17 protein-coding genes and 1 tRNA gene are annotated in these 19,930 nt (G+C 44.8%); 9 read left to right on the top strand and 9 right to left on the bottom strand.

The window, feature by feature from the left end:
* Positions 1-17: 17 nt before the first annotated feature.
* The 4 genes from dppD to dppA all read right to left on the bottom strand — a co-directional run bounded on the left by dppD (position 18) and on the right by dppA (position 4,712).
* Entirely contained in the window at positions 18-998 is a 981-nt protein-coding gene (gene dppD, locus AACS90_RS08745; RefSeq protein WP_099120320.1) for a dipeptide ABC transporter ATP-binding protein, read from the bottom strand.
* Positions 999-1,007: 9 nt separating this feature from the next.
* A complete protein-coding gene (gene dppC, locus AACS90_RS08750; protein ID WP_099120321.1) occupies positions 1,008-1,931 on the bottom strand; it encodes a dipeptide ABC transporter permease DppC in 924 nt (307 codons plus the stop codon).
* Positions 1,932-1,941: 10 nt separating this feature from the next.
* Positions 1,942-2,961 (bottom strand): dipeptide ABC transporter permease DppB, encoded by a 1,020-nt coding sequence (dppB, locus tag AACS90_RS08755; RefSeq protein ID WP_099120322.1) that lies wholly within the window; start codon positions 2,959-2,961, stop codon positions 1,942-1,944.
* Positions 2,962-3,101: 140 nt separating this feature from the next.
* The gene (gene dppA / locus AACS90_RS08760) at positions 3,102-4,712 is read right to left on the bottom strand and encodes a dipeptide ABC transporter periplasmic-binding protein DppA (protein ID WP_099120323.1); all 1,611 of its coding nucleotides are present in this window, start codon (positions 4,710-4,712) and stop codon (positions 3,102-3,104) included.
* A 540-nt stretch (positions 4,713-5,252) separates the two neighbouring features.
* Here dppA and AACS90_RS08765 point away from each other — a divergent pair.
* Complete coding sequence (locus AACS90_RS08765) at positions 5,253-5,486, top strand: type II toxin-antitoxin system Phd/YefM family antitoxin (protein WP_193757114.1); 234 nt, start codon at positions 5,253-5,255, stop codon at positions 5,484-5,486.
* Complete coding sequence (locus AACS90_RS08770; protein ID WP_099120324.1) at positions 5,483-5,869, top strand: type II toxin-antitoxin system VapC family toxin; 387 nt, start codon at positions 5,483-5,485, stop codon at positions 5,867-5,869. Before AACS90_RS08765 ends, AACS90_RS08770 begins: the two co-directional genes overlap by 4 nt.
* Before the next feature lie 75 nt (positions 5,870-5,944).
* On the opposite strand, the gene AACS90_RS08775 is transcribed toward AACS90_RS08770, so the two are convergent.
* From AACS90_RS08775 to glyQ, 3 genes are all read right to left on the bottom strand, one after another.
* A tRNA-Pro gene (locus tag AACS90_RS08775) sits at positions 5,945-6,021 on the bottom strand.
* Positions 6,022-6,212: 191 nt separating this feature from the next.
* On the bottom strand, positions 6,213-8,282 hold the full coding sequence (gene glyS, locus AACS90_RS08780) for a glycine--tRNA ligase subunit beta (RefSeq protein WP_099120325.1): 2,070 nt from the start codon (positions 8,280-8,282) through the stop codon (positions 6,213-6,215).
* A gap of 9 nt (positions 8,283-8,291) precedes the next feature.
* The gene (glyQ, locus tag AACS90_RS08785; RefSeq protein ID WP_099120326.1) at positions 8,292-9,215 is read right to left on the bottom strand and encodes a glycine--tRNA ligase subunit alpha; all 924 of its coding nucleotides are present in this window, start codon (positions 9,213-9,215) and stop codon (positions 8,292-8,294) included.
* A gap of 335 nt (positions 9,216-9,550) precedes the next feature.
* Between glyQ and AACS90_RS08790 the strand changes: the two genes are divergently transcribed.
* The 3 genes from AACS90_RS08790 (at position 9,551) to AACS90_RS08800 (ending at position 12,612) form a co-directional block, all read left to right on the top strand.
* Entirely contained in the window at positions 9,551-10,114 is a 564-nt protein-coding gene (locus tag AACS90_RS08790) for a DNA-3-methyladenine glycosylase I (protein ID WP_099120327.1), read from the top strand.
* Positions 10,115-10,270: 156 nt separating this feature from the next.
* Positions 10,271-11,527 carry a valine--pyruvate transaminase gene (locus AACS90_RS08795; protein WP_099120328.1) on the top strand — a complete coding sequence of 419 codons (1,257 nt, stop codon included), beginning with the start codon at positions 10,271-10,273 and terminating at the stop codon, positions 11,525-11,527.
* Positions 11,528-12,261: 734 nt separating this feature from the next.
* Positions 12,262-12,612 (top strand): YceK/YidQ family lipoprotein, encoded by a 351-nt coding sequence (locus AACS90_RS08800; protein WP_193757126.1) that lies wholly within the window; start codon positions 12,262-12,264, stop codon positions 12,610-12,612.
* A gap of 58 nt (positions 12,613-12,670) precedes the next feature.
* Here AACS90_RS08800 and AACS90_RS08805 read toward each other — a convergent pair whose 3' ends face one another.
* A complete protein-coding gene (locus AACS90_RS08805; RefSeq protein ID WP_099120330.1) occupies positions 12,671-13,966 on the bottom strand; it encodes a DUF3748 domain-containing protein in 1,296 nt (431 codons plus the stop codon).
* 136 nt (positions 13,967-14,102) lie between these two features.
* Here AACS90_RS08805 and AACS90_RS08810 point away from each other — a divergent pair, with 136 nt between their 5' ends.
* Positions 14,103-14,720, top strand: a complete 618-nt coding sequence (locus AACS90_RS08810; RefSeq protein ID WP_099120331.1) for a trimeric intracellular cation channel family protein — start codon at positions 14,103-14,105, stop codon at positions 14,718-14,720.
* A 97-nt stretch (positions 14,721-14,817) separates the two neighbouring features.
* On the opposite strand, the gene ligB is transcribed toward AACS90_RS08810, so the two are convergent.
* Positions 14,818-16,491 (bottom strand): NAD-dependent DNA ligase LigB, encoded by a 1,674-nt coding sequence (gene ligB / locus AACS90_RS08815; RefSeq protein ID WP_099120332.1) that lies wholly within the window; start codon positions 16,489-16,491, stop codon positions 14,818-14,820.
* Positions 16,492-16,797: 306 nt separating this feature from the next.
* Here ligB and gmk point away from each other — a divergent pair, with 306 nt between their 5' ends.
* Genes gmk through spoT form a run of 3 tightly spaced genes read left to right on the top strand, consistent with a single transcriptional unit; the run spans position 16,798 to position 19,926 of the window.
* Entirely contained in the window at positions 16,798-17,421 is a 624-nt protein-coding gene (gmk, locus tag AACS90_RS08820; RefSeq protein ID WP_099120333.1) for a guanylate kinase, read from the top strand.
* Between the two features lie 54 nt (positions 17,422-17,475).
* Positions 17,476-17,751 (top strand): DNA-directed RNA polymerase subunit omega, encoded by a 276-nt coding sequence (gene rpoZ / locus AACS90_RS08825; RefSeq protein ID WP_086954696.1) that lies wholly within the window; start codon positions 17,476-17,478, stop codon positions 17,749-17,751.
* 18 nt (positions 17,752-17,769) lie between these two features.
* A complete protein-coding gene (gene spoT / locus AACS90_RS08830; protein ID WP_099120334.1) occupies positions 17,770-19,926 on the top strand; it encodes a bifunctional GTP diphosphokinase/guanosine-3',5'-bis pyrophosphate 3'-pyrophosphohydrolase in 2,157 nt (718 codons plus the stop codon).
* Positions 19,927-19,930 lie beyond the last annotated feature (4 nt).

Consider the following 19,930-nt stretch of genomic DNA (forward strand, 5'->3'; position numbering starts at 1 on the left):
CACCGTTTCTTGAATACTCATATCGTCGGCCTCCCCTTATCATCCAGCGGCATATGGCATTTAACCTGACGTTCTCCAACCAATTGCAATGCAGGCTCTACCTGATAGCAACGTTCAGTGGCATAAGGGCAGCGCGGATTAAGTAAACACCCGACAGGACGATCATATTTACCCGGAACAACACCCGGCAACGAGGCCAGACGAGCCTTGTCTACCGCAAATTCCGGTAATGCCCGCAATAATGCCTGCGTATAAGGATGACGGGGTGCTTTGAATATTTCAGTTGCCTTCCCGGCTTCCACTACCTGACCTGCGTACATCACAATAATATGCTGTGCGGCTTCGGCAACCAGCGCCAAATCATGAGTGATCAGGATCAGCGCCATATTCTCCTGCTGCTGTAACTCAAGCAACAATTCAATGATTTGAGCCTGAATAGTGACGTCCAGTGCTGTTGTCGGTTCATCCGCAATCAGTAGTTTTGGCCGACAGGCAATTGCCATCGCAATCATCACACGCTGGCTCATTCCGCCCGATAACTGATGCGGATAAACATCTAAACGGGAAGCGGGGTCTGGAATACCCACCAGAGTCAGCAAATCAATCGCCCGCTGATAACGGGTTTTGCGGCTGCCACCCTGATGGACTTTCAACGCTTCCATGATCTGATAGCCTACGGTATAGCAGGGATTCAGGCTGGTCATCGGATCCTGAAAAATCATCGAAACTTCCGCACCAATCAACTGGCGTCGTTCTTTTTCAGAAATTTTTGTCAGATCACAACCATCAAACTCCAGTTTTCCGGCCATCACTTTGCCCGGATAATCTATCAGCCCCATAATCGCCAGTGAACTGACAGACTTACCCGAACCTGACTCTCCGACAATACCGACAACCTGCCCCTGCTCAACGCTGTAGCTGATACGGTCAACGGCGCGGAATGGTGCATCTTCATCTCCGAAGTGCACCGATAATTGGTCTATATTCAACAATGCCATTCCATACCCCTACTGCTTGAGCTTAGGATCGAGCGCGTCACGCAGCCCGTCTCCCATCAGGTTAAATGCCAGTACTGTCAACAGGATCGCCAGCCCCGGAAAAGTAACTACCCACCAGGCACTCTGAGCGAATTGCAATACATCTGACAACATGGTTCCCCATTCTGGTGTAGGCGGCTGTGCCCCCATCCCCAGAAAACCCAAAGCCGCCATATCGAGAATGGCATTCGAAAATCCCAATGATGCCTGCACAATCAGAGGAGCAAGGCAGTTAGGCAAAATATTGACAAACATCTGACGCATTGCGCCTGCTCCGGCAACCTGAGACGCAATCACATAATCACGGTTGACTTCCACCAGCACTGCCGCCCTTGTCAGACGGATATAGTGGGGCAGGGCAACAAATGTCAGAGCCAGAGAAGCGTTCACAATAGACGGGCCGAAGATAGCCACCAGAACCAGTGCCAACAGCAGGCTGGGCAAGGCCAGCATAATATCGACTATCCGCATAATGGCTGCGTCAACCGCACCGCCAAAATAACCGGATAACAGACCCAGAATAATCCCCATCACCAGCGACATCACAACAACCAGACACCCCACCAACAGGGAAAGACGTGCGCCATACATCAGGCGGGAAAGGATATCTCGCCCGACATCGTCAGTACCGAGAATAAAGTGCCAGCTCCCTCCGTCCTGCCACACCGGTGGCAACAGTAGAGAATCGCGGAACTGTTCAGCAGGGCCATGTGGCGCCAGTAGGCCTGCAAACAACGCGATCAATAACATCAGAATGATATAGGCAAGGCCAATGACTGCCCCTTTATTGCGTTTAAAGTAATGCCAGAATTCCTGTATCGGCGTCATCATTTTTGGCGCACCTGATACTGTTTGCTCAGCACTTGATGCTGATTGTTCAGTAAGTTGAGTCATCATGCGCTCCTTATTTCTTATGCCGGATACGTGGGTTGACAATGCCATACAGCAGATCAACCGCAAAGTTGACCAAAATGATCATGGTTGCCACCAGCAAAACTCCACCCTGTACCACCGGATAATCACGGCGCTGAAGTGCATCAATCAACCAACGCCCCAGCCCCGGCCATGAAAAAATCGTTTCGGTCAGAATCGCGCCCGCCAACATAACCCCCACTTGCAGACCAATCACCGTGACCACCGGCAACAAAGCATTACGTAACGCATGAATGATAATGACACGCAAACGGCTCAGGCCTTTTGCCCGCGCAGTACGAATATAATCTTCGCCCAAAACTTCCAGCATGGAAGAGCGGGTCATACGCACAATGACCGCTAGCGGGATAGTTCCTAGCACAACGGCCGGAAGGATCATGTGCATCACAGCATCGGCGAAATCACCGTCTTCTCCCCAAAACAAGGTGTCTATCAGCATAAAACCTGTCAGGGGATGGCTGTCATCAAGAAACACGCTATCGCTTATGCGACCGGAAACAGGAGTCAGGTTCCAATGAACAGAAACCAGCATGATGAGCATAATGCCCCACCAGAAAATGGGCATTGAATAGCCGGTCAGTGCCAGACCAACAGCGGTATGATCAAAGACAGAGCCACGTTTGACCGCCGCCAGCACTCCAACTGGAATACCGACAGAAATGGCAAATAACATGGCACAGATGCCTAATTCCAGAGTGGCCTGAAATCGGGGGACAAATTCATCCCATACGGGAATGCGGCTCTTCAGGGAGGAACCCAAATCACCATGTAGTATGCCATTGATGTAATGAATATATTGCTCCCAAAGAGGCTTATCCAGCCCCATTGCTGCCATCAGTTCAGCATGACGTTCAGCTGAAATACCACGCTCTCCCGCCATAATCAGTACCGGATCACCGGGGATCATATGCACAAAAGCGAAAGTCAGCAGAGTAATACCAATAAACGTCGGGATCACTAGCCCCAGACGCCGGAGGATAAATTGCAGCATATCCTGAATTCTCTTTTTAATTATTAATTACAGCTCTCAGGCTGTTTATGTATTACACAGACCTGCTTGCCTACCAGAGAAGAGTAACCATCCCCCAGAGAAATTCGGGGGATGGTAGTCATAACAAATGAAAAACAGAATTATTCGAGGTCTACGTTGTAAAAGAGGTGCTTGCCAAGTGGATCAACCACATAGCCTTTCACTTCCTTACGAATAGGTTCATAAACCGTAGAGTGGGCAATCAGCAATGCCGGAGCTTGTTCATGCATCACCACTTGTGCTTGTTTATAAAGTTCGGTGCGCTTATTGATATCAGTGATTTCACGGGCTGCGACGATAAGGTCTTCAAATGGCTGGTAGCACCATTTTGCATAGTTAGAACCCCGTTCTTTGGCTGTGCAACTAAACTGAGTGGTAAAGAAGTTATCAGGATCACCGTTATCTCCTGTCCATCCCAGCATGACAGTTTTCGGCTCTCCATCTGCGGCTCGTTTTATGTACTCACCCCACTCATAGGTGACAATCTTGGCTTTCACACCAATTTTGGCCCAATCCGCCTGAATCATTTCTGCCATACGGCGCGCATTCGGGTTATAAGGGCGTTGTACCGGCATTGCCCAAAGATCGGTTTCGAAACCATTCGCAAAGCCAGCTTCTTTCAGCAGTTCTTTAGCCTTCACCGGATCATAAGCATAGTCTTTTATATCATCATTATAGCTCCACATTGTAGGTGGGATCAGGTTCTTCGCTTTCTGGCCCGCGCCCTGATATACCGCCTCAATAATGGCATCTTTGTTCACCGCCATCGTCAATGCCTGACGCACTTTGAGGTTATCTAGTGGCTTTTTAGTGACGTTATAAAAGAGATAACCAGAATTCAGCCCTGCCTGCTCTTTCAGGACAATATCTTTGTTCTGCTTCATACTCGCAATATCCGCAGGATTCGGATATGGCATGACCTGACATTCATTTTTCTGCAATTTTGCATAACGCACAGAAGCATCAGGGGTAATGGAGAAGACCAGACGATCAATTTTCGCCGGTCCTTCCCAATAATCTTTAAATGCTTTATAGAGAATGCGAGAATCTTTCTGGTACTGTACTAACTGGAATGGCCCTGTGCCAATTGGGTTCAGGTCGACTTTTTCCGGTGTACCCGCTTTCATCATGGCATCCGCATATTCTTTGGAAAGAATTGAGGCGAAATCCATTGCCAGATTGGCTATGAAAGGAGCTTCGGGGCGGGACAACACAAAGCGGACAGTATGGTCATCCACCTTTTCTACTTTATTGATGAGAGTCTCCATATCCATGCCGATAAAGTATTCATAGGTGCCACCGGATACTTGATGATATGGGTTATTCTTATCCTTCTGCCTCATAAAGGTAAAGATGACATCATCAGCATTGAAATCACGCGTTGGTTTGAAATCTTTACTGCTATGCCACTTCACACCCTTACGCAAATGGAACGTATAGGTTTTACCATCATCACTGATTTCCCACCGTTCAGACAAACTGGGAATAACCTCTGTCGTACCTAATTTGAAATCCACCAGACGGTTATAAATTGGTCTGGCACTGGCATCAAAAGTGGTACCAGTCGTGAATAACTGCGGGTTAAAACCTTCAGGTGAACCTTCTGAGCAATAGACCAGTGTTTTTGCCTGCACACCAGCAGCTACAGCCAAAGAAACAAGACCAATACCCAATTTCAGTAAACCGGGCTTTTTCTTTTTGGAGAGAATCATTACATAAGCTCCGTTTGTGGTGTTTATTGTGCCTTCGCCAAGCCCAGAATTTCCTGCCTGAATATCACTGTCCCGGCTTGCGTTATTGTTTTCGATTATCAATTAAACAATTGTTATGCCTGACGTCAATATAAACTCAGCAAAATATGAAACAACAGAAGAACATAAATGAAAAAAAATATTAACAAAAATAGTTAAAAACTATGACGAGAGGCACGATACACGATAAAAATACTAAAAATATCACTTATACAAGCAATTACATCCTATGGTTTATAATTTTAAATTTGTGACCGGTTACTTAAATAATGAGCAAAAAGAGTTATCAGGAAAGTAAGCGAGGTAAGAGGCTAAAACGAATAAAGAAAAAGAAAAGCTTTAAATTCACCCTATTCAGATGGAATTAATAGCATTATCAATTAAATTGAAAAGTTAAGACCAAATTTCTACTCATACAAGAAATGGAACTTATTGATGAAATTATACGCAAGTAGAGTATAATTCATACTTAGCTAACCTAGCTAATTTAACGGAGGGAACATGACTATTCAGGCAAATATGCACGAGGCAAAAACTCATTTGAGCCAGCTGGCAGATAAAGCAGTTGATGGTGAAGTGGTCATTATTGCTAAAGCGGGAAAACCTTATGTTCAATTAGTTCCTATCTGCCAAATAGATAGAACTCCTGGTGGTTTTGAAAATGAAATCAGTATAAATGAACGATTTTATGAAGCTGACGATGACATACAAAAAATGTTTGAAGGATCTTTATGAAACGACTTCTGCTGGATACCCACGTACTCATTTGGTGGGTAACCAACGATCCATCTTTAGGCAACTTAGCCAAAAGCATGATCATGAAAGGAACAAATAGCGTCTTTGTCAGCGCAGTAACTCCCTGGGAGATATCCATAAAACGCGCATTAGGCAAACTGGAATTCAAAGCTGATTTTGATTTGATTATGGAAAGAAATAATTTTATCCCTTTAGCTATAACACATCTTCATGCAGAGAATGCCGGGGATTTACCACGCCATCATGGTGACCCGTTTGACAGAATACTTATTGTACAATCTCAAATGGAAGGATTAACGCTGATTTCAGCTGATAGTGTTTTTTCAGAATATGGTATTCGATTGATCAATGCCCGACTGTGAATTCAGAGAGTAGAGTTTGTTTTTCATTTGCCATATACGAAAAAACCCCGCTCAAAGAGCGGGGTTTCAGAATGCTGGTCGGCGAGAGAGGATTCGAACCTCCGACCCACTGGTCCCAAACCAGTTGCGCTACCAAGCTGCGCTACTCGCCGAAAACGAAGCGCATCTTACTGCCTACATCGCAGATCGTCAATAGCTTTTTAAAGACAAGTGGTTGTTTGACTAGAATACAACCAAATATTGCACTGTAGCTTGTTCGAGTGTTCAATATTTCAGCAGTAAAAAGCCCCGCACAAAGCGAGGCTTTAAGATGGGCGATCCGATTATATTTATCGGATATTGCTTACTGTAGCAGTGAAATATCCGCAACCCGCAGGAACAGATCACGCAGTTCACTCAGCAATGTCAGACGATTTACCCGCACTTGCAGATCTTCATCCATAACCATCACATTATCGAAGAACGCATCCACAACTTCACGCAGGGAAGCCAGTTCGACCAGTGCATCTTGATAATTGCTTTCAGCAAACAGAGGAGCCAGTTTTTCTTTCAGGACGACAAGATGGGTCGCCAGCTGGATCTCTTCCGCTGCTTTCAATACCGAAGCCTGAACTGCATCACTCAGTTTCTCTTCTGATTTCGCCAGAATGTTGGAAACACGCTTATTAGCCGCTGCCAGAGAAACAGCCTCATCCAGCGTACGGAAATGCGTTACCGCTTTCATACGGGCATCAAAATCGGCTGGTTGTGTCGGACGACGCGCCAGAACTGCCTGAATGGTATCAACGCTGTAACCCAGCTCCTGATACCAGGTGCGGAAGCGGCCGAGCATAAACTCAACAACATCATCCACAACTTTTGCATTGGTCAGTTTATCGCCATACAGACGAACAGCTTCTTCTGCCAGAGTCTGAAGATCAAGAGGTAATTTTTTCTCAACAATAATACGCAGTACACCCAGTGCAGCACGACGCAAAGCAAATGGGTCTTTATCCCCTTTCGGATGCTGACCGATGCCAAAAATGCCTGCCAGCGTATCCATTTTATCGGCAATCGCGACTGCGCAAGAAACGCCGGTTGATGGCAGTTCATCACCAGAGAAACGTGGCTGATACTGTTCGTTCAGAGCCAGCGCCACATCTTCAGCTTCTCCGTCATGACGGGCATAGTGCATACCCATCACACCCTGCGTATCAGTGAATTCAAAGACCATGTTGGTCATTAAGTCACACTTGGACAGCAAACCTGCGCGGGTTGCATGAGTAACATCCGCCCCGATCTTTTCAGCAATCCAGCCAGCCAGAGCCTGAATGCGGTCTGTTTTATCACGCAGTGTACCCAGCTGCTTCTGGAACAAAACAGTCTCCAGACGCGGCAAATTATCTTCCAGACGCTGTTTACGGTCAGTCTTAAAAAAGAATTCGGCATCTGCCAGACGCGGACGGACTACTTTTTCATTACCTGAGATAATCTGCTGCGGATCAGAAGATTCAATATTGGTAACAAAAATAAAGTTTGCCATCAATTTGCCGGATTTATCGTAAACCGGAAAATATTTCTGATCCCCTTTCATGGTATAAACCAGTGCTTCCGCCGGTACTTCGAGGAATTTTTCTTCGAATTTTGCCGTCAGAACCACAGGCCATTCCACCAGAGAAGTCACTTCTTCCAGCAGGCTGTCGGTCAAATCTGCCACACCACCAAGCTGGGTCGCGGCCTGTTCTGCATCACGCTTAATCAGGGTCTTACGCGTTTCATAATCTGCAATAACCCGACCACGCTCCTGCAAAATTACCGGATACTGTTCTGCGTTATCAATGGTGAACTCCGCTTCACCCATAAAACGATGACCACGGATAATACGATCAGATTTGATACCCAGAATTTCGCCTTCAATCACCTCACTGCCCAGCAGCATAGTGACGGTATGAACAGGACGGACGAACTGAGTTTCTTTATCACCCCAGCGCATCAGTTTAGGGATAGGCAGTTTAGCCAATGAACTGCTTACCATACCTGCCAGCAACTCTTTGGCTTCACAGCCTTTAACCTGTGCCCGATACAGCAGCCATTCGCCTTTATCGGTTACCAGACGCTCTGCCTGATCAACAGTGATCCCACAACCTCGCGCCCAGCCTTCTGCTGCTTTGGTTGGTTTTCCTTCCGCATCAAACGCCTGAGAAATGGCCGGACCACGTTTTTCTACTTCACGATCAGCCTGTGCCGCCGCCAGATTAGCCACCTTCAGCGCCAGACGACGCGGAGCAGCAAACCAGCGAACTTCACCATGACCCAGATTAGCGTTGTTCAATTCTGTTTCAAAATTGGCTGCAAAGGATTCAGCCAGTGAACGCAGCGCCTTTGGTGGCAACTCTTCTGTGCCGATTTCCACAAGGAAAGTCTGTTGAGTCATGATGGCCTCTTAATTTTCTGTTACACCGTTTTTGTTACACATCGGGAAGCCAAGCGCCTCGCGGGAAGCATAGTAAGCTTCAGCAACTGCTTTGGTCAGAGTGCGGATACGCAAGATATAACGCTGACGTTCAGTCACGGAAATCGCTTTACGGGCATCCAGCAGGTTAAATGTATGACCCGCTTTCAGAATGCGCTCATAAGCAGGCAATGGCAGAGGTGTTTCCAGTGCCAGCAACTCCTGCGCTTCTTTTTCATACTGTTCGAAACAGGTGAACAGAAAATCCACATCTGCGTGTTCAAAGTTGTAAGTGGACTGCTCAACTTCATTCTGATGATAAATATCACCATAAGTCGTTTTACCCAGCGGGCCATCACTCCACACCAGATCATAAACACTGTCTACACCCTGAATATACATGGCGAGACGTTCCAGACCGTAAGTGATTTCACCGGTAACAGGCTTACACTCAAGACCACCAACCTGCTGGAAATAAGTGAACTGAGTCACTTCCATGCCGTTCAGCCAGACTTCCCAGCCCAGACCCCATGCACCCAGAGTCGGGTTTTCCCAGTTATCTTCAACAAAGCGGATATCGTGAATGGTAGGATCAAGCCCCAGCTCTTTCAGTGAACCAAGATAAAGTTCCTGAATATTATCTGGAGAGGGTTTGATGATAACCTGAAATTGGTAGTAATGCTGAAGACGGTTCGGGTTTTCACCGTAGCGCCCATCAGTCGGACGACGGGAGGGCTGCACATAAGCAGCAGCAATAGGCTCCGGCCCCAAAGCACGCAGGCAGGTAATAGGATGAGAGGTTCCTGCGCCGACTTCCATATCCAATGGTTGGACAATGGTGCAGCCTTGACGCGCCCAGTAATCCTGTAGTGTCAGGATAATTCCCTGAAAGGTTTTGGTATCAAACTTTTGCATGTTGAATCCGCACGCGATACTTATACACAATGAATTTCAAGGTGCATCGCGGCGGCAAGGGAGTTCATCCCCAGGAGCATAGATAACCGTATGTTTATAAGAACGGTGACCGGGGTGAGCGAACAAAGCCAACAAAGAGGCAACTTGAAAGACGAAGTGTATATGAATTTAAACGAAAGGAGTCAGTATACCCTTTGACCGTAAGATATACAGCACTGATCACCCCCCAATTTTGTCACAACATAAAAAAATCTTATCCGAATCACTTTACATGGATATTCATACAGCTAAACTTGGTGCGATTATTCACCAATTCCTACGGAGATGTGCAATTCATGAATAAAGAAATAACTCGCTGCGGCTGGGTTACCTCAGATCCTGATTATCTGGCCTACCATGACAATGAGTGGGGGAAGCCATTAAAGGATAGCCAAAAGCTTTTTGAATTGATTTGTCTTGAAGGACAACAGGCGGGTTTATCGTGGTTCACCATTTTGAAAAAGCGGGAAGGTTACAGAAAATGTTTCCACCAGTTTGATCCGGCAAAAGTTGCTGAAATGGGTGAAAATGACGTCGAGAAATTAATACAGGATCCTGCCATCGTCCGCCACCGTGCAAAAATTAACGCCATTATTGATAATGCCCGTGCTTATCTGAAAATGGCTGAGCAGGGCGAAAATTTCAGTGAGTTTATCTGGCAATTTGTTGACGGCGCTCCACAAATAAATCATTGGGAAACATTGGCAAAAGTGCCTGCCAAAACTGATCTTTCTGATGCTCTTTCAAAGGCACTGAAAAAACGTGGCTTTAAATTTATCGGTAGCACCACCTGCTATGCTTTTATGCAGGCTGCGGGTTTAGTGGATGATCACATCGCAAACTGTTTATGTCGGAAATAATCGATACAGAAAAACTGAAAATCAGCGCATATTCTCTCAACAAAGAGATAACTTGAAAGACAAAGCGTAAAAATAGATGACAATATAACAAGACGCGAGTTATGGTGTCTTCTTACCATACTCCTACAAAATACAAACAAAGACGCAACAGCCGTTATGAAATTCTCTCAATTCGGAAACAAATTCACACAAGAGTCAGGTATCACGCGCCTGATGAATGATCTCAACCAGGGTCTGAGAACACCCGGAGCGATTATGCTTGGTGGTGGCAACCCTGCCCATATTCCTGAAATGGATGAGTATTTCCAGCAACTATTGGCAGATATGGCGTTAAATGGCCAATTAACTGAAACTCTGTGTAATTACGATGGTCCACAGGGAAAAAATACGTTAATTGCTGCACTGGCACAGGAATTACAGGAAAAACTCGGTTGGGATATTAATCCACAAAATATTGCCCTGACTAATGGTAGTCAAAGTGCTTTTTTCTACCTGTTTAATTTATTAGCAGGACGTGATGAAAATGGTTCAATAAAACGGGTTCTGTTTCCGCTTGCTCCTGAATATATTGGCTATTCTGATTCTGGTCTGGATGAAGGTTTATTTGTTGCTAATAAACCCAATATTGAATTATTGCCTAATGGGCAGTTTAAATATCATGTTGATTTTGACCACCTGAATATTTCTGAAGATATCAGCCTGATCTGTGTTTCCCGCCCAACCAACCCAACGGGTAATGTTGTCACTGACGAAGAATTACTACGTTTGGATGCATTGGCTCAAAAACATCAAATCCCTCTGCTGATCGATAATGCCTATGGCGTGCCATTCCCGGGTATTATTTTTAGTGAAGCGACTCCTCTGTGGAACCCGAATATTATCTTATGTATGAGCCTGTCCAAACTTGGGCTACCGGGTGCTCGCTGTGGGATCATCGTTGCTAATGAAAAGATTATTCGGGCAGTCAGTAACATGAATGGTGTGATTAGTCTGGCTCCGGGAGGCATCGGGCCTGCCATGACGCTGGAAATGATCCGCCGTAATGACCTGTTCCGTTTATCCCAAAATGTAATCCAGCCATTTTATAAAAAACGGGTAGAGCAAGTCATTGAGATCATTCGTCGCTATCTGCCAGAAGAATACTGTCTTATCCATAAACCAGAAGGAGCAATATTCCTCTGGCTCTGGTTCAAAAATCTACCGATTACAACTGAAGTCCTTTATCAGCGCTTAAAAAAGCGGAAGGTATTAATGGTACCGGGTCATTATTTCTTCCCTGGTCTGGAACACAACTGGCCTCATGCTCATCAATGTATGCGCATGAACTATGTGCCTGATCTGGCAAAAATAGAAGAAGGTATCCGTATTTTGTCCGAAGAAATCGAGATTGCCCATCAAGAAGTGGAATGTTAATCGGGCTATAAAAAAAGCTCCCTCATTTAAAGTGAGGGAGTAAGATGATAACGAGGACTTTTTACCTGAGAACAGGACAGTAGTTATTAGAATCCCAAAAGAATTCTTCACACACAGTAGGAAAGGAAAACAATCCTTGTTTATGCACTTTCCCTGAACTCGGTATATTTAACCAGAAAACAAAAAAGATAATGGTCTGAATAGACAGGTTTTTTTCACTTTAAATTGCCTCTACTATGTGAAATTAAGACAATTACCCCATATTGTGTGATCTAAAGCACACTTAATGAATCAAACACATATACTTAATTATTCAACGCTGTTTTCAATCTTCCTCTCCGCTAGAAAATAATATCTACTAACAGTCTCCAGATTCAGTAACGGTCAGTATTAATAGGCATGCTCGCTTGTTAGCCGGACAAATTCGCTCCCGACGAGAATTTGCCCGGACTTTTCCGCTACGGCTCAACACAAAATACAAGAGTATAAATTCAAATGAAATAATTTACTTTTAAATTTATTTCAAAATAAAACTATCGAGGGGAATTAAAGAAGTCTATCGAAAAAAATTATTGGATTTAACAATAAGTGCTATAGCAAACTGAATATTACCTAACTATAGTAAATAGTATTAAAAAGTTATTTTTATGCTTACTCATGAAAAAATCATACTAGGTATAAATATAACTTCTGGATATTGGCAATTAACTCATTGAGCTCAAGGAATGGAAATGATGAAAAACTATAAACTGCTTCTATTACCTTCTACTATTATTGGGGGGCTTTTGCTAACAGGCTGCTCCAGTATCATGACTCACAGTGGCCCTAATCAAGGGTATTATTCGGGAGCACAAGCCAATATTAATATGTTAAAAGATGACAAGACAGGATGGTTCCTAAAACCCCTGATCGTAGTCGATCTCCCATTATCAGCCTTCTTAGATACCCTTTTACTCCCCTACGATTATGCTCACTCTAATCAGGATCAAACGGAGCAATCCCCTAAACTTCGTATTGAAAAACTGGAAGAAAGTACAAACAGCACACAATCGATATTAGAAAACTCGATGAATAATGAACCCTAATTTTACCAATACCGATTAGGCTAAAGATTATCTTATCTCTACTATTTTTCAGGCATTGTTATTGTACAACGATGCCTGTTTCAACAATGAAAAGCTGACGATATCCATTAATATCCCGCATAAATGCAATATATCGGCCATCAGGTGAAAACACGATTGCATCAGCACAGGGAGCATCGTCAGTACGAGCTGTTAACCGTTTGGTTTGCCCACTCTGACTGTCACAAAGCATGACACTGTTATCGCAAACAAAAGCAATAAACCGCCCCCGACTATCCCAGTTAAATGCGGATTGTATGTCATGAATATTATCTGTGATCTGTACCGGCTCGCCTCCATTTGGAGATATATACCATAACTGAATAACACCATTGCCATCTCTCATCAGAAAACAAATTTTACTGCCATCTGGTGATGCTCTGAGCCAATGCCGGGGAACATTGACTACTCCCGGATAACAATTCTGATGGGTGAAAGTTAATCGTTTTTGTTTAACTCCAGCGGGCGGCGCAGGTAATGCCGTTTTGGTTCCGGCTAATGGCTGGCAACCTTCTAGTGCATAATCCTCATCATGTTCAGGCAGGTCAACAAGATAAATTTCAGGGATCTTTTCACCATTTTCATCACACGTATCACCAATAAAAGCCAGTGCCCAACGCTGCCATTGCCCATTCTCTTTAAGATATCCCTGTTGTCCAACCCACCCTTCTTCATATGCACGATTGATCTCATCACTGCCGGAGTGTGGATGCGTTGTGGTTTGGCTAACAACGACTGAAAAATAACGACCATCGTATTCTCTCGGGTGTTTTTTCGCTGAAATCACAGCTCTTAGTGGAACAGCCACAGCAACATTACGCAAATCAAGAGCAGGATCTAACTCATGCATAACATGGTCATTATAGGTAAAACTCAAACGACTACTGTCAGGACTGAAAACATGCACATGTGTACCACCTCGCAAGGCTCCGGCTGTATAAGGAGGAGTGATATCCAGTGCATCAATATTGAACGCAACGTTTGGTTCGCTGTCGGAAACAATCACCCCACAGCGATGATGAAAATCATATTGCCAGTGATTATCCGGGTGCTCCGGGCCATGAATAAATGCGTAACGTACCGGCTCTTGTGGGCTAACAGTAACAACCCCAACATGTGCCCCATCTTTTGCCTGATAAATAATCTCTGTCTGGCCGTTATTGATATGAATTTTTTCTATCGTCAGGCCGGAAAAAGATGCTCCGTTAGGACGTACATCATAAACCAGCCACTGGCTATCAGGAGTCCAGATATTTATATTAGTTATCTGATGGCTACGGTTATCAAATGTAATCTGGCGTTCCTTGAAAATCATTTTTTTCCACCTTAATATGCGGGAATTCGGATAATAAAAACTAACTTTATGTAAATTTAACTAAAAATTTTCAATCGAGGCGTTATTATTTCCGCATTACTCTTACTTCTTCATTATCTTTCATCTGACTAAATTTATGCTACTCAGTGTCCTTTATATCATTGGTATCACGGCTGAAGCCATGACGGGTGCTTTAGCCGCAGGTCGCCGAAAAATGGATGTCTTCGGCGTGATTATTATCGCTTCTGTAACAGCCATCGGTGGTGGCTCCGTTCGTGACATGATTCTGGGCCATTACCCACTTGGCTGGGTTCAAAACCCGGAGTATATCGTGACTGTTGCCTGTGCTGCTGTTTTCACAATTTGGATTGCTCCAATGATGAAACACCTACGTCGTTTGTTTCTGATTCTGGATGCAATCGGCCTGATTGTTTTTTCAATTATTGGTGCACAAATAGCACTGGATATGGACTACAGCCCAATCATTGCCGCCATTGCTGCTGTTATTACCGGCGTTTTTGGTGGCGTGCTGCGCGATATGTTTTGTAATACCATCCCGCTGGTGTTTCAGAAAGAAATTTACGCTGGAGTCTCCTTTGCTGCTGCCTGGTTATATATCGCCTTATTGCATACTCCACTACACCCCAACAGCGTCATTATCATAACCCTTATTGCTGGCCTCGCTGCCCGCCTAATTGCTATTCGCTATCGTCTTGGATTACCCATCTTTAATTACGATGGTGCTGATCACTGATATTAATCTGAGCGTTTGAAGCAAACTTTTGCTCCTACGCTCTCATTCGACTCCCCAGTTTTATTTCCCTTATCTCCAATGAATATAAAGGATATTTCTACAGATCAATGCCCTGTAAAGTTAGTGCTTCCATTAATTCTTTAACGTCAGGATACTGAAAAAATCTCTCAATTTTTGCTCTTTGTTTAACGGATAAAGCACTATATTTTTGTATTTCTACTTCGGGTAACTGCATTTTTCCGAACCAAGCTATTTTATTTGTAAATTTATTGGCATAAGGCATTCCTATCGCTTCGCGCCATAATGAGGCTGGCTGCCGCTTTGATTGCTGGAATTGACTGAAAATTGATTCAGCACGCTTAGTTCCGATATTTGGTATTTCAGCTAGTTGTCTGACATCCAATGCTAACCAATCTGTCAGGTTCTTGATCTTTTTACTCGTGACTAAAATCATCCATGTGCCTTGACTCACTCCCCTCATTTTCAATTTTTCGCCCATCCATGTCAGACGTGCGATAAACTGCTGTTGGCATTCATCATTATTCAATACAAAACAACTGAGTGAATGAAATTGTTCTGCATCAGGAGGATTAAGATGTTTGCGTTCAGCGATACGCCAAACCACCTTATCAAGTTTTGGTATACCATGCCCTGCCAGTGCTATTGTTACTTTATCTCCCGGATAAACGTCCCAATGCTTCCAACGCGTCACCGAGCCAATATGAACGCGGCTAATTTGCCTGTCATCTAATTGAATCTTTTCCAGCTCCAGTAATACGGAAATTTTCCCTGTGCGGCCTACCCTGAATTGAATATCGCTTACTGTGGTGACTTGTTGCTGTAGAGGATACTTCCATGCAACAGCCCAACTGTTTGAACCTGAACGCCATTGCCTGCCGACTGGCTCAGTCTCTTGCCTTAATACAACACCATCAGTAGCAAAAGGAAGGGGATGGGTAAAATACATTTTCCATTTTTTCTCTGCCTCTTCTGCATTGGAAATAGGGTGACTAAATTGTTGTGTAGCCGGAAAGCCCATGGAAGCCAGTTGTTCAAGCTTAGCAGTCATTTCATCCGGCCCATCCGGCCAGCTCCATACAAATATCCCTATTTGACTGAGTTCTGCTGAATGGGCCTTACGCATCATCAAACCCGCAACCTTGCTGCGCGCGCCCTGACTACCAGCAACCGACTGGCGGTGATTATTCTGTCGCCAAAAAAGCTCGCCTTGTAACACCATATGTTCCGGTGCATTTTTTATCTGTTGGGGAATACTGGATATAAATTTGCTTTTATCCAGCCAGTCTGTGCCTTCTGTTCCATTCCCACGACTGATTAACCCTGTCAACAGCCCCTTCTGATAAACCAGTGTTACCGCAACACCATCAATTTTGGGCTGTAACCAGACTTTCGAGCGCCCTTGTACCCATTTCCGCACTTCCTCCAGACCTTTCAGTTTACGCAACCCTGTATGCTGGACAGGATGAGTCTGTTTTCCATTATCCGGAATGGCTATGACAACGTTATTATTCTGTGTCTGATTCAGACAATGCTGCCAGTGTGTCAGGGATTCCAATAGCTGATCGTAAATTTCATCATCTATTTCACTAATCCCCTGCTGGCGATACAACTGCTCCCATCGCGCTACCTGTGGTGTTAGGTGTTCAATTTCAAGCTGAAGTTTTTCCTTTGACCAAACGGGACAATCTGCTGCGAGTGCTATCGGCACCCCACATAACAACATCAATATCATAATGAGAAAATTAAGCATCCTTGCTCCACACGTTCCTTAAATGCAGGCAAAGAATAATAAAGAAATTTGGCTATACCAATGAGGAAAAAGAGTGTTTGCGATGAGTCTCGAAAAATTATTAGCTTGTTTCTGCAACCTATTATTTTATCTGGAATTGTTTTGCAAAAAATCGCTTTAATCTTCGTTTGTTAATAAAAAATTTTGTTGAATCACTCGTAGGCATGTATTGTAACGCTGCATGGATTAACGTATCCGTGTATACTATGTGGGATTTTATATTCCTACGCTTGCATTTATTAATACCCAACCAGTCAAGAAATCAGCATGAGCCAAGGAACGTTATATATTGTTTCTGCACCGAGTGGAGCAGGCAAATCAAGCCTTATTCAGGCTTTATTAAACACCCAGCCTTTGTATGACACTCAGGTTTCTGTTTCACATACAACCCGCCCGGCACGCCCAGGCGAAAATCATGGTGAACATTATTTTTTCGTCACAACCGATGAATTCCAAAATATGATTAGCCATGATGAATTTTTGGAACATGCCTGTGTTTTCGGTAATTATTACGGCACTTCCCGTAAAATAATCGAAGATACTCTCGCCAGTGGGGTTGACGTCTTTCTTGATATTGACTGGCAGGGTGCGCAACAAATCCGTCAGAAAATGCCTGCGGCCCGTAGTATTTTTATTCTTCCGCCTTCAAGGGAAGAATTACTCCGCCGCCTGCGCGGGCGCGGTCAGGACAGCGAAGAGGTCATAGCTAAACGCATGTCTCAAGCTGTCGCTGAAATGGAGCATCATGGCGAGTATGATTACGTCATCATCAATGATGATTTCAATACTGCTCTGGCCGATTTACAATCGGTTATTCGTTCAGAACGCCTGCGTTTAGAAAGGCAGGCTCAACGGCATGATGCGTTAATCAGCAAATTATTGGCAGACTGAACTAAGTTTCAGTATCATGTCCGGTCACTTATTTATCTGTGGAGTAGCACACATATGGCACGCGTAACTGTTCAAGACGCAGTAGAAAAAATTGGTAACCGTTTTGACCTGGTGTTGGTCGCTGCTCGCCGAGCACGCCAATTGCAGTCAGGCGGAAAAGATCCTCTGGTTCCGGAAGAAAACGATAAGATGACGGTTATCGCTCTGCGTGAAATCGAGCAGGGTCTTATCAATAATAAAATTCTTGATGTTCGTGAACGTCAGGAACAACAGGAGCAGGAAGCTGCAGAAATCAACGCTGTTTCTGCTATCGCCGACGGTCGTCGTTAATTTTACGGTAGGTCTGCCTTGTACCTGTTTGAAAGCCTGAATCAGCTTGTTCTTAAATATTTGCCTGAAGATCAGATTGGTCTGTTGAAGCAGGCTTATATCGTAGCTAGGGATGCCCATGAAGGGCAGACCCGCTCCAGCGGTGAGCCATATATTACTCATCCGGTCGCCGTTGCCTGTATTCTGGCTGAAATGCGCCTTGATCATGAAACACTGATGGCTGCACTTCTGCATGATGTCATAGAGGATACACCAACGACATTTCAGGATATCGAGCAACTATTCGGGACAGCTGTCGCCGGATTAGTTGAGGGTGTCTCTAAGCTGGACAAACTGAACTTCCGTGATAAGAAAGAAGCTCAGGCAGAAAACTTTCGCAAAATGGTCATGGCAATGGTACAGGATATCCGTGTCATTCTGATCAAACTGGCAGACCGTACACATAACATGCGAACCCTTGGTTCCCTGCGCCCTGATAAACGGCGGCGCATCGCCAGGGAAACGCTGGAAATTTACAGTCCGTTAGCCCATCGATTGGGTATCCATCACCTGAAAACAGAACTGGAAGAGCTGGGTTTTGAAGCTCTGTATCCGAACCGTTACCGGGTGATTAAAGAGGTAGTTAAAGCTGCTCGCGGCAACCGTAAGGAGATGATCCAGAAAATTCTGTCAGAAATTGAGGGCAGATTAACGGATGCCGGCATCAAATGTACCGTCAATGGGCGGGAAAAACACCTCTACTCTATCTATCGTAAGATGCACCTGAAAGAACAACGTTTTCATTCCATCATGGATATTTACGCGTTCCGTGTCATCGTCGATAACCTTGATACCTGTTACCGTGTTCTGGGGCAAATGCACAGCCTGTATAAACCCCGTCCCGGTAAAGTAAAAGATTATATTGCCATTCCCAAAGCCAACGGCTATCAGTCCCTGCATACTTCTCTTATCGGCCCACATGGAGTCCCGGTTGAAGTGCAAATCCGTACTGAAGATATGGATCAAATGGCTGAAATGGGGGTTGCTGCACACTGGGCTTATAAAGAGCAGGGTGAATCAGGTACGACGGCTCAGGTTCGCGCTCAGCGCTGGATGCAAAGCCTGCTGGAGCTTCAGCAAAGTGCCGGTAGCTCTTTCGAATTCATTGAAAGCGTCAAATCTGATCTATTCCCTGATGAGATCTACGTTTTTACTCCTGAAGGGCGTATTGTCGAATTGCCGGCAGGGGCAACACCTGTCGATTTTGCCTATGCCGTTCACACCGATATTGGTCACGCCTGTGTCGGGGCCCGTGTTGATCGTCAGCCTTATCCACTGTCTCAAACCCTCAGCAGTGGGCAAACCGTCGAAATCATTACCGCACCAAGTGCCCGCCCTAATGCCGCATGGCTGAACTTTGTCGTCAGCTCTAAAGCACGCGCTAAGATCCGTCAGCTATTGAAAAACCTAAAACGGGATGATTCAGTCAGTCTGGGGCGGCGTCTGCTTAATCATGCACTCGGCAACGGCCTGAAAGTTGCCGATATTCCGGAAGAAAACATTGCCAGAGAACTGGCAAGAATGAAACTGACTTCACTGGATGATCTGCTGGCAGAAATAGGCTTAGGTAATGCAATGAGTGTCGTTGTTGCTCATAATCTGTTGGGCGAGAAAGAAAAAATGCCAGACAGTAATAGTGGCAATAATAACAACGGCAACAATAACAGTAACAACAATATTAGTAATAATAGCCGTAAACTGCCCATCAAAGGCGCCGATGGTATCCTGATTACCTTTGCCAAATGTTGCCGTCCTATCCCCGGTGACCCGATTATTTCTCATATCAGCCCGGGCAAAGGTCTGGTTATCCATCACGAATCCTGCCGTAATATTCGTGGCTACCAGAAAGAACCGGAAAAATTCATGCCTGTTGAGTGGGATAAAGATGTCAACAGCGATTTTATTGCCGAGATCAAAGTTGACATGTTTAATCATCAGGGCGCACTGGCAAATCTGACAGCCGCCATTAATGATGCGAACTCCAATATCCAAAGCATGAATACCGAAGAAAAAGATGGCCGCGTTTATTGTGCTTTCATTAGGCTGACTGCCAAAGATCGTATCCAGCTGGCAAATATCATGCGCAAGATACGTGTCATGCCGGATGTACTACGAGTCAGCCGTAACCGAAATTAGAGGT

Origin of the sequence: Xenorhabdus sp. KK7.4 (assembly GCF_963876465.1) — a bacterium.
Taxonomy (GTDB): Bacteria; Pseudomonadota; Gammaproteobacteria; order Enterobacterales; family Enterobacteriaceae; genus Xenorhabdus; species Xenorhabdus stockiae.

Bases quoted from the DNA above. Each gene is read 5' to 3' on its own strand.
- ligB (WP_099120332.1), bottom strand. From the start codon at position 16,491: ATGCTTAATTTTCTCATTATGATATTGATGTTGTTATGTGGGGTGCCG.
- AACS90_RS08810 (WP_099120331.1), top strand. From the start codon at position 14,103: ATGCTACTCAGTGTCCTTTATATCATTGGTATCACGGCTGAAGCCATG.
- dppC (WP_099120321.1), bottom strand. From the start codon at position 1,931: ATGACTCAACTTACTGAACAATCAGCATCAAGTGCTGAGCAAACAGTA.
- AACS90_RS08800 (WP_193757126.1), top strand. From the start codon at position 12,262: ATGAAAAACTATAAACTGCTTCTATTACCTTCTACTATTATTGGGGGG.
- AACS90_RS08765 (WP_193757114.1), top strand. From the start codon at position 5,253: ATGACTATTCAGGCAAATATGCACGAGGCAAAAACTCATTTGAGCCAG.
- AACS90_RS08790 (WP_099120327.1), top strand. From the start codon at position 9,551: ATGAATAAAGAAATAACTCGCTGCGGCTGGGTTACCTCAGATCCTGAT.
- dppD (WP_099120320.1), bottom strand. From the start codon at position 998: ATGGCATTGTTGAATATAGACCAATTATCGGTGCACTTCGGAGATGAA.
- AACS90_RS08795 (WP_099120328.1), top strand. From the start codon at position 10,271: ATGAAATTCTCTCAATTCGGAAACAAATTCACACAAGAGTCAGGTATC.
- glyQ (WP_099120326.1), bottom strand. From the start codon at position 9,215: ATGCAAAAGTTTGATACCAAAACCTTTCAGGGAATTATCCTGACACTA.
- glyS (WP_099120325.1), bottom strand. From the start codon at position 8,282: ATGACTCAACAGACTTTCCTTGTGGAAATCGGCACAGAAGAGTTGCCA.
- AACS90_RS08770 (WP_099120324.1), top strand. From the start codon at position 5,483: ATGAAACGACTTCTGCTGGATACCCACGTACTCATTTGGTGGGTAACC.
- gmk (WP_099120333.1), top strand. From the start codon at position 16,798: ATGAGCCAAGGAACGTTATATATTGTTTCTGCACCGAGTGGAGCAGGC.
- AACS90_RS08805 (WP_099120330.1), bottom strand. From the start codon at position 13,966: ATGATTTTCAAGGAACGCCAGATTACATTTGATAACCGTAGCCATCAG.
- dppA (WP_099120323.1), bottom strand. From the start codon at position 4,712: ATGATTCTCTCCAAAAAGAAAAAGCCCGGTTTACTGAAATTGGGTATT.
- dppB (WP_099120322.1), bottom strand. From the start codon at position 2,961: ATGCTGCAATTTATCCTCCGGCGTCTGGGGCTAGTGATCCCGACGTTT.
- rpoZ (WP_086954696.1), top strand. From the start codon at position 17,476: ATGGCACGCGTAACTGTTCAAGACGCAGTAGAAAAAATTGGTAACCGT.